The sequence below is a fragment of the Xanthomonas sp. MLO165 genome (assembly GCF_018831305.1).
GTDB lineage: Bacteria > Pseudomonadota > Gammaproteobacteria > Xanthomonadales > Xanthomonadaceae > Xanthomonas > Xanthomonas arboricola.
The window spans coordinates 2073480-2090056 of sequence record NZ_CP029263.1 but is presented as its reverse complement, the minus strand read 5'-3'; the positions used below and the strand labels follow the sequence as shown (position 1 = coordinate 2090056).

The 16577-nt window shown below is 61.6% G+C and carries 3 protein-coding genes; all 3 read right to left on the bottom strand.

Annotated elements, in window-relative coordinates; translation table 11 throughout:
* Window positions 1-520: 520 nt before the first annotated feature.
* Window positions 521-1021 carry a TspO/MBR family protein gene (locus tag DGN21_RS09060; protein WP_126966362.1) on the bottom strand — a complete coding sequence of 167 codons (501 nt, stop codon included), beginning with the start codon at window positions 1019-1021 and terminating at the stop codon, window positions 521-523.
* A gap of 379 nt (window positions 1022-1400) precedes the next feature.
* Window positions 1401-2009, bottom strand: a complete 609-nt coding sequence (locus DGN21_RS09055) for a hypothetical protein (RefSeq protein WP_081280598.1) — start codon at window positions 2007-2009, stop codon at window positions 1401-1403.
* Window positions 2006-16513: a hemagglutinin repeat-containing protein gene (locus DGN21_RS09050; RefSeq protein ID WP_252374701.1), complete on the bottom strand. Its 14508-nt coding sequence runs from the start codon at window positions 16511-16513 to the stop codon at window positions 2006-2008. Before DGN21_RS09050 ends, DGN21_RS09055 begins: the two co-directional genes overlap by 4 nt.
* Window positions 16514-16577: the final 64 nt, after the last annotated feature.

The following is a 16577-nucleotide window of genomic DNA, read 5'->3' as shown; positions in this document are numbered from 1 at the left end:
GGTGCGGGGCCGTTGTTTTCGGAAGTTACGCGAAGACGACGGGCCGCACCGGGCGAATGGTGACGGTGGTAATGGTGGTGCTAATGCCGGCCACGCCCGCACCCGGCCGCAGCTGCGGCTGACAGGTAAGCGAGGAGATGGCGGAGGCGTTAGGCATGCGTGCAAAAGACATCACAGGGCCGAGGCGTGTCAAGCATTGTGTGAATGGGTAGGCGCACGTGCTCGGCAAACAGAACAGAAAACCTTGCGGCTCAGGGATTTAAGCGACGCGCTCGCAAGCAATTGATTGCTATGGAAACTTTTGGAGCGGCTTCAGTGGGTGGCGCTGCGCAGGTTTCGAGCATGGATTGATGCAGTCGTGCGACTTGGCTAAGGCGATGCGGCTGAGGGATCGCTTGTGCGCGAGTGCATCACATCGCTGCCGGTGTCACTACGCCAAGCAACATATCACTTCGGATCAACGGTAGATGATCGCCATCGCCGCGACGCACGGTGCAAGTCAGCAAGCGCAGCAGAAAGATCAGCCAAGCACCTGAGGATTGAGCTGCCAGACCGAAAAGTTGAGCGCAGCCGCGAAGCTCACCCACGCCAGATACGGCACCAATAACCACGCCGCCAGTGCCTGCCGCTTCGCGAACACGGCGATCGTTCCGGCCAACACCAGCCACAGCGCCACGATGTCGGCAAACGCCCAGGCTCCCAACTGCCACGCAAAGAACAGCCAGCTCCACAAACCATTGAGCGTCAACTGCAGCACGAACAGGCCCAGCGCCGGACGCGTCCCCGCCCGGCTGCCACGCCGCCACACCAACCAGACCGACACCGCCATCATTCCGTACAACACTGTCCACACCGGTCCGAACAACCAGCCCGGCGGCGCCCACGCCGGCCGCGCAAGTTCTGCATAGAAGCCGGCCGCCTGGATGGATGCCATCGCACCAAACCCAGCGACCGCATAGCACAACGCCAACCAGCCGAAGAGGCCGAACCATTGCGACTTTCTTGAAGTACTTTGCGTCATGACTGCCTGAAGTGTTGTAAGCGCTTCGCAGCGTGGCAGAGCATCTGTGCAAGCCGTGACTACACGAATAAACCGTCTGAACCCAACCAATCAAACATGTGCTAGCCCCACCATATCGCTGACTGCAAGGCCTACATGACTATTGGGTTGACCGAGTCCCAACGGGTTCGACACTGAGTTTCAACCTTAAGCCTCTGTCTTTTTTCATAGCTAGTACTCAGTTGGCGTGGAAACTGACACCGGCCCGTACGCGAGCTTCGGTCATCGGGTCAATTCCTACGACAAGTACAAATATTTATTATTTATAAATACAAATAGATGCATCTTCCCAATTAAAGTTAAAAATCCACTCACAGGTGTTAAATAAATTTTTACGTAACTAAACCGCGCCCTGAATGAATCTAATTTTCCAGCAGTCCCCTCTAGCAATCCAATATTTTTCTTTTTCTGGTATTAGAAAATTGAAATCAACATTTTTTGCAATCCAGCCGGGATAAACAAGATCTTCATGAAATCTACCATGATCCAAGTGCATATAGATCATTCTATCGAAATTGATATAAAACATAGGAAGTAGTGTTGAAATATTTCCAGCAACTCTGAAATCATGTGCATTCAACTCAACCCCAGATAGATAATATTTTTCAACAGAGTTAAAAATTGACAAAACATCACCGGCGCTATCGGAAAAAAAAGTTCTTTCGAGATCATCTTTTGAAATTACGACCACACCATCAACTTTCAAGTATTTAAAGAAATTCTCTGAATTTAACTTAAGTACGCCACCCCTAAAGCTCTCACAAGCCGACAGGTATTGCTCTTTATTTATATTCCCTTTGTCAAGATGCGCCTTATAATCACGCTCCGCATCAAGAGAAAAATTGTACTTATGATCCAAAACCCAGTAACACCTCCCATGGTGCACAAAAAAACATATAGCTTTCTCGCCACTATATAAATCATCAAAAATACTTCTATTCAATCTCACTTTCCAAACTCCTTCAAAAATTCATCATGAGTGTAAACCCTTGCATTTCTAGACCCATTCTCCAGCAATGACTCCCACACCTTAGGAAGCTCTAAAGCTGTACCGGGCTTATTAGGATCCACAATTTTTGGCGCCTTAGGATCTCTAGGAATGCCCGGAATAGGGCGCTGAGGTATAGCGGAATTCATAATTTCACCATGGAGACTAGCATCAACCTCAAAAACTATGACAGAACCGTCAGGCCGCTTATTTGAAAGATAATAAACCGCGTGATCGGCGGTCCCCACACTTACACAAAGCTGACCAGAACAGCCGGGATTAATGCTTATACTACCATCAGAGTTCGCAGTAATACGATTTTTACTCGTAGCAGTGCCCGTCCCACCGCCCTCGACCCTGAAATAATTGACAACTTCAGAGTCAGCGACCGAGCCAGCCCCATCTCTAATTAAGCTGTTAGGATTTGGTCGCGTCGAATTCAGGTAATCAATTACATCATCGGCCTTGAACGCGTCGCCCAAGCCTGTGGCTGCCTTTGCAGCGACACCACCCTTCCCTGCATAGAGCTCTGGAACAACGAGCGAGAGAACGTCAACGCTGACCTTGCCACCAATTGCACCCGCCTTGGCTATGTCATAGATATCCCAAGAACCGTGCGTGTTCGTGTAGGCCGCAAATGCAAGATCCTCTGCATAGCCGCTGATACCAGTTTTTATTGCATTTAACGCGCTCTTTGCGTCGTTAAAGTTCTTCTCGGCAGTAGCTGCGTAACCATTCCCCCACAGGTAGGCTAGTTGATCAATCGATTTTCCGACCTGGCCTGCAGGACTCATACCGTTGGCCAGCTCTGCCACACCGGTAACCATTTCCCAAACCCGGCCGGTAGCACCGACCGTACCTGCTCCCATACCCAGCGCCGCGCGCAGCGCAGAATCAGCGGTAGCAACCGATAGCGGGATGCTACCGTTCCATGCTGCCGAAGCCAGCGCTTGGTTACTGCAATCACCTGCCATCGCACACGCAAGCTTGTGGCCAAGATCTGCAGTCGTCACATGGGTGACGAAGTCCTTGGTCAGTGAACCGTCCTTGTCGGAGTTAAACAGGCCAACCAACTCAGGCACATGACCCGCAAGCCAAGCGGTGTATTCCCCAGCGTGATCGAGCTGATCTTGCATGGCTGCGGCGGCCAGCTGTTTTTGCTCCGCGCATCCGCCGCTGGCTGGATCGCTACACGCACCGCGCAACGCGAGATTGCGTTCTTCCGACAGCGCCTTCAGTTGCTCGGCGCGCTCACACTGGGTGCCAGACTTGGAACAAGCGATCAGGGCTGTGGCATATTCCATCCGCTCTTGATGGCCGAGGTAATTGTTGGACACCTCATTCAAGGCTGCGGCACCGCCTGCAGCACCACCGGTCGCAGCGCCTAGCGCGCTCGCTGACAACCCTGTCAACGTGGCAGCCACCGCTTTATTGATTCCGGCTTTCTCCAACGCTTCTGCCAGGTATGGTGCCGCCACGGTGCCTGCGGCTGCGCCTAGCGCTCCTTCTGTGCCACCTGTCAGACCACCCACAACCGCATGTGACAGCACACGCAACGTGCCGCCATTGCCCCAATCCTTCATCAACTGATCAGCTTCAGCCCGCTTGCTGTCGTCACCGGTTGCATCTGCTTCCGCATAGAGCTCGGCCGCCTTGTCAACTTTTCCCTGTGCGTAATCGCCAACAAACTTCGTTGCCTGCTGCCCTGCGGTGGCGGTGATCTGCGCTTGCGCGGCAACTTGGTCACGCAGTGCCTGACCATCCCATTGCTTGGTCAAGCCACCTGCGTCATCGCCGCTGATCACATCGCGCTTAAGACCCGCCAATGCATCTGCAGCGGTCTTACCAGACTTGGCGAGTTGCCCAGCCTCGTCGGTGATGAGCAAGCTGCCACCACTGATCCCGCTGGTGGTGGTCGATGTCGCATCGCCACTCTTGCTCCCAATGCCAGCCGCTGTACCGGTGCTTCCAGTCTGGAAGTTCTGCCACGACCAGTTTGCGCCGTTATTGACTGTCGGCTGGACCTGACCGGTTTCTCCTTGCTGCTTCTTGTCGCCTGTTCCCTTGCTATATCCGCCCGACAGACTGAACCCTTTGGCGTCGTAACTGCTAGTGTTTTCAATATCGCTATAGGTCAGCGTGCCGGTCTGCAGGCGATTGACGCCGGCATCCACCGCCGCCTGGGTGCTGGCGATCACCGAGCCTTTCAGATCGGTATTGCCGCCGACACGGATGTCGAAGCCGCCGTCGCCGGCCTGGATACCGCTCTGTTCGGTCACGCTGGCAAAGTCGCCACTGACCTTGTTACTGCTATAGCTGGCGCTGGCACTGAACCCTGCGCCAAAGGTCACACTCGCGCCAACACTCTTGTCCTTGCTGTCGTACGTGCTGGTGTCCTGCGGGCTCTCGATGCTCAGATTGCCACCGACATCGGCGATCACCTTGTCCGCCGACAGCTGCGCGCCCTTGAGCGTGGTGTCATTGCCACTGATGACCGTGGCCGTGTTGCCGGCAACCAGATGACTATTACTGTAGGTCACGTCTTCGCCATTGGCTTTGCCGCGCGATCCAGCTGCACTGATCATCACGCCAAATGCGGCACCATCCGGGCCGTAAGTGATACCGACACCCAGCGACGCGCTGCTGCTCTTACTGGTACTTTTTTGCTCGGCGGTGTTCTTGGCTGCTTCGATGAGTACATCGTGATCGGCTGCCAGCAGCAGATCAGTGCCCGCCTTGATGTCGCTCCCACGAATCAACAAATTACTTTGGTCGCCACCGCCGGTGGCAATCAGGTTGACGTCACCACCTGCCTGTAGCTTGGAGCCTTGTGCGAGACTGGCCGTCTGCGTGCTCTTGCTCTCGCTCTTGCTGCCGCCAATGCTGATGGCAATGCTCAGATTGGCCCCCTGAGCTGCGCCGGCGGCGCTGCCACTGCTCAACGCGCTGCCAGCTTGGCCCAGCGCCTGTCCTGCCCCATATGCATTATAGGCCGCCGATCCGAGCGCAAGTGCTTCCATGCGACTGTCGCCCTTGACCTCCTTGCTGGCCTTGTAGCTGTCATTTGCCGCCTGCGCCAGGCTGATCGCAGCCGAGCTCAGGGTCAGCGACAAACCGCCTTGGCTAAACTTGCTGCGCTGTTCCGCATCACTGTCGTTATAGACCTCCGTGATCGCGATGTCCTTGCCGGTCGCGGTCAGGTCGCCCTGCAACGCCATGACATCGCCGCCCGTAATCGCCAACTTGTTGCCGGCCACCAGGGTGACGTCACCCTCCAGGCTGCCGACCGTCGTTCCGGTATGCGTGATCTGGTCGATGTCGGCGCCAGTGGAGACCTTTTGCTTACCGAGCGTCACCCCAATACCGCCACTTCCGAACAGACCGGACTTGGTGGTGACTTTGTCATGCTCTTCGCTATGCGTGTTCTGAGCAGTTTCCAAGGTCAGGTTGTTGCCTGCTGCAAGCGTGACGTCGCCGGTGCCGACAATCTGCGCACCTTGCGAGAGCAGATCGTTACCCGCCGCAATCTGCACCGTGTCGCCGCTGAGCGTGGTGGTGACCGCCACGTTGTCGTGCCACTCATCATGCGTGGTTGTGGTCTTGCTGGAGAACGTGCCCTTCTTCTTCTTGGTCATGTCCTGCACAGCGTCGTGCTGCTCGCTGGCGGCGAGCAGGTTGACGTCGTTGCCGGCTGCCAGCGTGATGCCGCCTTCCCTGGTGGCGGCAGAGGCGGCAGTGAGGTTGATGTCGTTGCCGGCCTGCATCGCCAGGTTGCCGCCAGCGTTGAACTCGGTGCCGTGGACGGTCTCGTCGCTGGTCGCGGTGGTCTGCTTGAAGCGCTTGCGCGTTTCCAGCGTGTTGCTGGTGTCCACCGTGGTCAGCGTGCTGGCATTGATGTCGTTGCCGGCGCTGATGCCCAGCCCCTTGCCGGCGTCCAGCTTGGCCGCGACTAGATTGACGTCGTTGCCGGCGCTGAGGATCAGGTTGCCGCCGGCGGTGAGTGCCTGCTGGTCGATGCTCTGGGTGGTCGTGGTGGTGGTGACGCGGGTCTTGCCGTTGCGGCTCTTGTAGCTGTTGGTTTCGGTCTCGTTGAGGACGGATTCGACGTTGAGGTTGTTGCCGGCTGCAGCAATCAGATCACCGCCGGCCTTGACGTCGGCCTGGCGGATGGTCAGGTCGTTGCCGGCGGTCAGTTGCAGGCTGTCGCCGGTGCTGATGTTGGTGCGCGTGGCGACCTTGCCGTCCAGGCCGATGGTCGGGGTCAGCGAGAGGTTGTTGCCTGCCTGCAGTGCGGCACTGCCGCCGGCGTTGATGGTCACGCCATGCAGTTGCAGGTCGTTGCCTGCAGACATCACCAGATCCTTGCCAGTGGTCACCGACACCGCATCGCCACCGCGCAGCAGGCCGTTGTCGTTGCGCAAGGCGCTGGACGTGAGGCTAAGGTTGTCGCCTGCGATCAGCGCCGCGCTGCCATCGGCCTGCACGCGGGTACCGCTCAGCGTCATGTCATTGCCGGCAAATAGTTGCAGGGTGTTACTGGCGCTGATGCCGGACAGAATGCCGACGCCGTTGATGGCCTTGGATGCTTCGCTGACCAGGTTGTTGCCAGCCACCAGCGCCACATCGCGTCCCTGGATCTGGCCCTGGTTGAGCAGGTCGTTACGGGCTTCCAGCGATACAGCGCCAGTGCCACTGATGCGGCCCTGGTTGAGCAGGTTACCGGCGGTGACGCTGACGTCGGCACCGGCGATGACGCCCTGGTTGCTCATGGAATTGGTGGCGTTGAGCTCGACGTTGCCGCCTGCAATCAATGCGCCGTTGCCGCGCAACTGCAGCGAGTTGGAGGCCAGATACACAACCGGCACCAGCACCTTCTGGCCCTGGTAGTCCTGTTCGACCATCCACACGATGTCTTGCGTCAGTGCGGCCGCTTGTGCGGCGGTCAAGCCCACGCCCATGCTCAGCTGCAGCTGGCCTGCGGCGGCCACGCCCGACTCCAGCAAGGCGCGGTACTGCGCCACGCCATCTGCGTAGTTGCCCAGATAGCGGCGGCCAGTGAGCTGGGTGATCTGGTCCAGCACCAGGCGCTGCTCGTAGAAGCCATCGCCCAGGCGGGTCTGGGTCCACTCCGGGTCAACACCCAGCTTGTCCAGCAGGAAGTCGCTGCTGATGAAGTTGTCGTAGTTGACGAAGCGCGGATCGGTCTCGATCAGGTAACGACGGCCCGGGCCATTGCTGCGCCAGGCATTGATGCCGCCCAGCCCGTTGGCGGCACGGCCCATTGCAGTAAGATCGGTACCGGTGCCGCCGGATAGGCGATACAGCCCGCCAATGGGCAGATCGATCTGCGTCAGCGAGGTTTGCCCGCTACCCACAATGTTGGTCACCGGAATGGTGGCCGGATCGACGCGGGTACGGCTGTCGGTCGCGACGGCAGTGACGCCGGTACCAGCCGCGGTGGCCTGCACGTCTGCCTGATCGACGCTGCTGCGTACAAGCCCACTGTCGTTGGACGCGACAGGTGCAACCGACATCTTGACGATGCCACCCGATGTGGCCAGCGTTGCGTCCTGCGTGTTGGCGCCCACCTGGGTGCCTGCACTGCCGGTCGTACCGGTGGCAACACGAATACTGTTCGCGCCGCCATTGGCACGGCCGATCACTGCCTGGCCGCCCACTCCACCGGCGCTCTGCATGGCGCGACCGGTCAAGCCACCTTGTGCGCCGACACCGTTCAGCGAAGCGCCGCTGATACCACGACCGTCGCTGCCGACGGCACCATTGCTGATGTTGGCACCATTGATGCTGACGCCTTGGCCACCGGTCATGCTGGCGCCCAGGGCGATATAGCTCGTATTGATCGTGGAAGAAGAAATGGTTTTTGATTCAGCATCATATGTACAGATAGGACGCCGATTTCCTTGGTTCAGCGCACAGTCGTCAATGACCGCTGTTACTGCATACTCGTAGTCTCTCTGTACGACTTGCCTATTCAAGGCAAGCGATTCGTTGAAGATCGACTCTCCACCAACGAAAAGCCCATCACTCAATCCACCCACACCACGTTGATTTATTTGCAGCGCACCAGCCGCCGCAATCGACGAAGTGTTATTGGTGACGCTTCCGGAAATCGCTATATTTCCTCCAGCCGCGATTCGTCCTTCCGCACTTGCAGCGATGAGACGCTCTTGCTGCTCGACCGAATAGGAACGATAAACACCAGGATTTTTTCCGACGTAAGGAATACGAATGAAGTAAGACTGCCTTGGATAGACGATTCCGCGTGACTCAATAAGCTCCTCGGGCATCGTTGCATTCGCAGCTGCCTTTTCTTGGTCGGTCAATGTACCCAATGCGGCAGTCAAAACCCGCCGCCGATTATTCAGCTGATTGGCCGCAATCAAGATGCTCCCATCAGCCTCGATACTGCCCGACAGGTTATTGACCACACCCGTACGCGATACCAAGGTACCGCCGCCATCCTGCGCGCCGCCGATGGCGATATTGCCCAGGCTGAAGATGCGCGCGTCGCGATTGAGCAGTTGATCGCGCACGATCAGATTCATGTTGCCGGTGGAACCGAGCAAGGCCGAGCCATAGGCTGCGTTGTCGGTCGCGCCGCCGAAGTCGGCGCCATTCACCAATGTGCCGGTGTTCACCGAGACGTTGCCGCCGACGATGCTGCCGGTGTTGTTGATGCTGTTCGCCTCCAGCGACAGTGAGCCATTGCCGGAGATACTGCCGGCGTTGTCGATGATGTTGCCGCCGTTGAGGCGGGTGTCGTTGGACAGGATATTGGCGCCGGCGCGGTTGGTGATGCTGCTGGCCGTAATGTCCAGGCTGCGCGCAGCCTTGAGCGTGGACTCGTTGACCAGGCTCCCACCGACGCGCAGGTTGAAAGTGCCATTACTGATCAGGTCTGCACCGGCGCGGTGGGTGTAGTCGCTACGCAAGGTCAGGTCCAGCAGGTTCTGCGCCAGGATGCTGCCGCCACCGTCGAAGCCGACGGTGTCGATCACCACATCGCCGGCGCCGCCGGTCATGCTGCCGGCGCCAATCTTGCCACCCGCGTTGTTCAAGTTCTGCAGGTTCAAGCGGACTGCCTGCTCGGCCTTGATGGTGCCGTTCTGATTGTCTAGCGTGGCGCCTGCGCGCTGCAGCAGGAAGCTCGCGCCGGCATAGACGTTGCCGCCCTGGTTGTTCAAGCCATTGGTGTTGGCGATCAGGTCGCCGCCGGCGACCAGCTGACCGCTGTTATTGGCGATGCTGGCGGCATCGATCACCACGCTGCCGCGTCCACCGAGATTGCCGCCGCTGTTGGTCAATGCACCGCCAGTGGTGATGCGTGTCAGTCCACCGCCGTTGTTGACGATACTGCCTTGGCTATTGTCGATACTTCCGCCGGAGGCGGTCAGCGTATTGCCGGCATCGAGCTGGCCGCCGCTGTTGAGCAACGCGCCGGCGACGGCAACGTTGAGATCACGGCCAGCACTGAGCTTGCCGCCTTGGTGATTGTCTAGCTGGCCGCGTGCCGTGACGCTGAGGTCGCGCGCTGCTTGCAGACTGCCGCCGCTACTGCTGATGTTTTCCGCAGTAACCACTGCGTCGGTGCCGGCACCGATCGTACCGTTGCCGTTGTCCAGGCCACGATTGAGTTCGACGCGCAGGCTTCCACCCGCACCAGCGTTCGCGACCGCCTGCACAATGCCGCCGGCATTGCTGAGGCTGTCGGCACGCAAGGTCAGCGCACCACCGCTGGCCTGCAGCAAGCCGTTGCGGTTGTCGGCCGCGCCGGTACTTTGCACCTTCAATTCACGTGCTGAGACCGAACCACCGATGTTATTGAGGCCAGCAACAGTGAGTGCTGCATCGCCCGCTGCGGCAATCGCGCCGCCCTGGTTGTTCAACGCGCCACTCGCGTCCAGGTGCAGTTGCCCTTGCGTGAGGATGCGCCCACTGCTGTTGCCCAGCGCACTACGGCTGGTGACCGACAGGACGCCGGCACCGGCGTGCTCGATGCGTCCTTGTGCATTTTCCAGGCTGGCTGCAGTGATGGTCAGATCCTGCGCATTGCTGGCCAGCGTGCCACCGGTGTTGTCGATCGCGCCGCCGATGCTGACGCGGGTCAGTCCGTTGCCGCTTTGCACCAACCGCCCGCCGGCATTGCTCAGGCTGGCGCCGTCGATACTCAGCTGGTTGGCCTGCATCTGGCCGGCAACAGCGTTGAGACGCCCGTTGTCGATGTTGCCGCCGGCCTGCACGGTGAGCGTGCCGCCGGCAAGCAAATCACCGCCACGATGATCGAGGTTGCCGCCGGTGGTCAGTGCGACATTGCCGGTTGCGCGTGTGCTGGCACCCGCCAGCTGCAGCTGGCTGCCCTGCGCCGTGAGGTTGCCGCCAGCCAACAGCTTGCCGGAGGCGCTGAGTTGGCGATCGGCGATCAGGCTCAGCGTGCGTCCGCTGCCGAGGCTGCCGTCTGCGCTGATACCGGCGCCCACCGTGCCGGCGATACTGATCTCACCCGCACGCAGGCTCAAGTTGCCCGAAGCGGTGGTCTGCCCGGCGTTCTCGATGCGGCCCCCCTGCAGACCTACCGTCGTACCGCTGACGGTGCCCTGCTGACGCAACACGGCGTCGCTGGTCAAGGTGACCTGCTGAGCGCCGAGCTGACCGGCCACACCCAGATCGCCCTTGGAGCGTAACTCCAGCGTGCTGCCAGCGCTCAAGGTGCCACTCTGTGCCAGCGCGCCATCGGCCTGCGCCGAGAAGCTGCCTGCCGATGCGAGGTTGCCGCCGAGCTCCAGGTTGCCGCGGCTGATCAATGCGACATCGCCGCGCTCGCTGCCCAGCTGGCCACTGCTGCTGACTTGCGCCGCTTCCACGCGCAAGCCATTGCCGCCAATCAGGTCACCGCGATTGTCCACCGCTCCAGTGGCGATGACACCCAGGCGTTGCAAGCCATAGGCCTGGCCGGACTGGCGCAGCGACCCGACACCCAAGGCGAGTTGATTGCCGGCGCGCACGGCGCCAGCATTGTCGAGCAAGCCGCCGATGGTGAAGGTGGCGTCGCCCTGCGCTAGCAGCACGCCGCTGGCGGCATTGCTTGCGCTGGCTGCGGTGACGTTCAAGCTCTGACCAGCGACGACTTGCGCCGCATTGGTCAACGCGCCAGCTGCGCTCAGCGCCACATGACGGTCGGCTTGCGCGACACCAGCAACCGCCAGGTCGCCGGTGCTGCGTAGATTCAAATCAGCGGCTGCATCGAGTGCGCCACGGCTGTCGATCGCGGCGCCATCCAGGCTGATCGCGCCACCGCTTTGCAGCACGGCAGCCTGACCGGTGCCGATCCGCGCGCCGCGCAGGGTTGCATCGCCCGTCGCCACCGCCTGTCCGTTCATTGTTAGTGCGCGCTGCGCCTGCAGATCCAGTTGCGTTGCCGACTGCAGCGTGCCTGCGGCGATGAGATCGCGCCCGGCCTGTAGCGCGATCGATTGCGCCTTGAGCGAGCCGGCCTGCTGCAGATCGCCAACTGCAGTCGCCTGCAGTGTGGTCGCTGCGGCGACAACGCCTTGTAGCGTCATGTCGCCTTGGCTGATCAAGCTGACGTTGGCAGTTTCGCTACCGAGCTGGCCGCTGCTGCGTAAGCTGCCTGCCTCCACCTGCAGCGTCTCTTTGGCAATGAGGTTGCCGCGGTTGTCCAGCGTGCCAGTGACCTTCGCGGTCAGTGCCTTGCCTGCAATCGCAGTACCGCCCTGCTCCATACTGGCGGCGGTGATGCGCAGATCGCCACCGCTCTGCAGGCTGCCGGCGTTCTGCAACGCGCCAGTGGTCAGCGTGACGCTGCCATCGGCGGCCAACACGCCGGCCGCCACGTTGTTGATGTTGCCTGCCTGCACCGACAGATCACGGCCAGCAATCACCTGGCTCGCATTACTCAAGGTGTCGGTTGCGCTCAACACAACATCGCGATTGGCCTGTGCCACGCCTGCAAGCGCAAGTGCTCCCGTGCTGCGCAGGCGCAGGTCCGTGCCGGCATCAAGCGTGCCACGGCTGTCGATTGCCGCACCGTCCAGGCTGATCGCGCCGACGCTTTTCAGCACGGCGTCGCGGCCGGTGGCGATGCTGTTGCCGCGCAGGCTAGCGTCACTGCCCGCCTGCGCCTGACCGTTCAACGTCAGGCTACGCTGCGCCTGCAGATCCAACGCAGACGCGGACTGCAGGGTTCCCCCGGCAGTGAGATCGCGGCCGGCCTGCAATGTCACGGCCTGCGCGTTGAGCGAGCCGGCCTGCAGCAGATCGGTGCCAGCGGTGGCTTGCAGCGTGGTCGCCGCAGCCACCACACCGTGCAGATCGATCGCGTTCTGGCTGGTCAGCGTCAGTGCGCCGTCGACCGAGCCGAGTTGCCCGCTGCTGACGATGCTGTCGGCAGCGATGCTCAGACCCTTGCCCGCTACCAACTGACCCGCGTTTTCGAATACGCCTGTCGACGAGATCGATACCGCATCCCCGCTGTAGACACGGCCGCGCTGCAGCAGCGTGCCGGTGTTCAGTGCAAGGCCACGCTCGCCATGCAGGGTGCCATTGTTTTCCAGCACGCCAGCGACATCGACGCGCAGATCGCGTAGTGCACCCAGGGTCGCCGTTGCGGCGTTGTTAGCACTGGCGGCCTGCAGGTGTAGATCGCGGGCTGCGACGACTCGAGCGCCATTGTTCAACGCGCCCGCAGCGGTCAGCGCAACATCGCGCCCGCCCTGGACCACGCCAGCCAGTGCAAGATCACCGGCGCTACGCACGTTCAAATCGGTCGCCGCATCGAGCGAACCGCGGCTATCGATGGAGCCGCCATCCAGGGTGATGGCGGCACCGCTCTGCAGCACTGCTGCAGCGCCTGTCAGAACCGTTGCACCGGTGACGGTTGCCTCACCCGTACTCGATGCCTGTCCATTCAGGGCGAGCGTGCGCTGCGCCTGCAGGTCCAACGTGGATGCCGATTGCAGAGTGCCATTTGCAGTGAGGTCGCGCCCTGTCTGCAACGCGATCGACTGTGCCTTGAGCGAGCCGGCCTGCTGCAAATCGCCGCCAGCAGTCGCACGCAATGCAGTGGCCGCTGCAACCACACCCTCGAGTTGCAGCGCGTCTCGGCTGTTCAACGTGACATCGGCGCGCTCACTACCCAGCTGCCCACTGCTACGCAGCGTGGCCGCATCGACCTGCAACGCATCCTTGGCGATCAGATTGCCACGATTGGCCAGCGTGCCTGCGATGGCGGCGCGCAACGCCCTGCCTGCAGACGCGCTGCCGCCTTGGTCCATATTTGCTGCGCTGACCTGCAGATCGCCACCGGCCTGCACGCGGCCAGCGTTGTTCAGCAGTGCCGTAGTGGTCAGGGCGATGTTGCCCTCGCCCGCCAACACACCGCTCGTGGTGTTGTCGAGGCTAGCTGCCTGCAACGACAGATCGCGGCCTGCAAACACTTGCGCTGCGTTGCTGAGCGCGCCGGTGGCATTCAACACAACGTCGCGCCCTCCTTGTGCCACACCCGCCAGCACCAGATCGCCCTGGCTGCGGATGTGCAGATCGCTCCCTGCATCCAGCTTGCCGCGGCTGTCGATGGCCGCGCTGTCCAGCGCAATCGCTCCCGTACTCTGCAACACCGCATCCTGGCTGGTTGTCAGTGTGGCAGCGCGCATCGAAGCATCACCGCCAGCCTGGCCCTGGGCAGCAAATGTCAGAGCACGTTGTGCCTGCAGATCCAGCGTGGACGCTGATTGCAGGTTGCCAGCAGCGGTGAGATCACGCCCGGCACTCAATGCCAGCGACTGCGCTCTTAGCGAGCCTGCCTGCTGCAGATCGCCAGCGGCGCTGGCCTGCAGCGTGGTCGCAGCGGCAACCACGCCTTGCAGCGCGATATCGCCCTGGCTGTCCAGACGAACACTTGCCGCTTCGCTGCCGAGTTGACCGCTGCTGCGCACGCTGCCGGCATCGATCTGTAGCGCGTTCCTGGCAATCACATTGCCAGCGTTGTCGAATGACCCGCTCACAGCTGCCGAAAGCGTGTTGCCCGAGCTGGCGCTGCCGCTTTGCGTGAACGCGCCTGCGGTCAGCTGCAGATCGCTCGCCGCATACAGGCTGCCGGCATTGTCCAATGTGCCGGCCGTGCGCACGCGCGCACCGGCATCCGACGAAAACGCGCCACTTTGCGCGTTGCGCAACGAGGCTGCCTCTACATCCAGCGCACCAGCTGCGATCACCTTCGCGCGGTTCTGCAGTGCTGCGCCCGCCTGCAATGTGGCTGAGCCAGCGCTCTGCACGGTGCCGTCCAACGCGAGCTCGGCAGCACTGGTGATGCGCAGGTCGCCACCTGCATCGATGACACCGTTGTGCTCTACCGCCGCGCCGCGCACTTGCACCGCGCCGTCGCCGCGAAGCTGACCACGCTGACGCAGCGCGCCGTTCGCCTGCAAATCGATCGTGCCTGTCGAACCCACCACGGCATCGCTGACGAGCTCACCGCCTGCGGCGATCACCAACCCACCGGCGGTGGTCTGCAGGGTGCCGGAGAGTGCGGTATCCCCGCCGCTACTAAGATTTACGCGACCGGCGTTGAGGATGCCCGAGACCTGCGCGTCCGCTGCGGCGTCCAGGCCCAGAACAGTACCTGCCACGGTGTTGCCGCTGAGCGCCAGACCGCCGCGGCTGCGCAGCAGCGTCTCCCCACGCTGGCTGCCGATATCGCCACGACTGTCCAGCTGCGCCGCGTCGATGGTCAGCGCATTGCCTGCAACGAACGTGCCGCTATTGACCAGACCACCGGCAACCGCCGCCTGCGCATCGCGTGCGGCCGCCAGACTGCCCGTCGTGGCGACAGACGCTGCCTGGAGACGCAGATCGCGGCCGGCGTAGCCGCTACCGGCATTGTTCAACGCACCTGCACTGCGCAACTCCAGATCGCCACCCGCAGACACTGAACCGCGCTGTGCGATGTCGATACCCGCCGCATTGAGCGCCACTGCATCTGCTGCAATCAGCTGACCCTGCAGTTCCAGCCGACCGCCGGCTTGCACATCAGCACCCTGCCCGGCCTGCGCCAATCCACCCAGGCGCACGTTGCCGCTGCTATTCACGCGCAAGGCGGTGGCCGCGTCCAGGGTGCCCAGTGCATCAATCGCGTTCGCATTCAGCCCGATCGCGCCGCCGCTCTGCAGCGTGCCGGTCAGGCCAATCTGCCCCGCGCGCAGGGTTGCAGCGGTTGCCGCATAGGCCACACCGTTGCTGCGCAACACGCCATCGGCGCCCAGATCCAGCGCACCAGTCGTATGCAGACTGCCATCGGCATTCAATTCCGAACCGAACAGACGGATAGCGCCGGCGCTGCTGCGGCCGCTGTGGCTCAAGGTGCCACTGGCTTGTGCATCCAGGGTACCGGCGGCGACCAGATCGCCTGCCAGGGTCATGCGCGCGCCGCGCAGACGCACATCGCCTTGCTGCGAGCCGAGCACGCCGCGCTGGCCGAGGTCACCGGCGGCACGCACACCCATTCCATCGCGCGCCACCGTGGTCCCGCTCAGGCTCACCTGGCCCGCGCTGTCGATCTGCAGATCGCCACTCTGCGCCGCCAGGGTGCCGCGACTTACCACGCCGACACCGGCTTCGGTCGCAATCAGACGAATACGGTCGGCATACATGCCGCCCAGCTGCGCCACGTCGATGCCGATCGACGGTGCGGCGCCATCGGTGTCCGGCATCACGTCCAGCAGCATGCCGTCGTAGCTGACCCGCCCTGCACCTGCGGCGGCGACCAGTTCCCTGGTCCAGATCGAGCCCTCCACGCTGAGCTGACGCGAGAGCAGGTCCAGGCGATCCACGTTAGACGCATCCAGACCGTTGCTGCCGATACTCAGCGCACCGCCGGTGATGCTGAAGCCGTTCAACGCACCATCGCTGCCCAGGTTGGGCGTGCCGGTGGTCAAGGTCACGCGCGAAGTGTTGAGAAACCCGCAGCCATCGCAGGAAATGCCGTTGGGGTTGGCGATCACCAACTGCGCCTTGGCACCGGCGATTTCGGTGTACCCCTGCAAGCGGCTGCTGGCCGAGGTGACCTCATTGAGGATCAGCGAGGCGGCACCGCTGCGCTGCAGATTGTCGTTACCGGCGACATAGCCGCCCAGCTCGGTCTTGGAGATCTGCGCGCTGTTGTTGAGGATCAACCCGTTCGGGCCGACGTTGAAATTGCTGTAGCGGTTATGCGAGATGCCGCGCGCATTGGGCGCGACGATGTCCACCACCGGCACGCCATTGGCGGCGACCTGTTGACCGGGTGTCTGGCCGCCGGGATTTGGCGTTGGTGCCACCTGTGCCCACGCCGGAAACGATGTCCAGGTGACCGTGCAGCACAGCAGCAACGCAAGCGCGCGCTTGCTTTGTTCGGCCAGGTAAGCACGTACGCTCATCGCTTCGGTGTCCATCGTTTCTCTCTCGCCACTGGTCGGCGTCATCAATCAACAGCGCGCTGCCGGCTGGCGGCGCGAT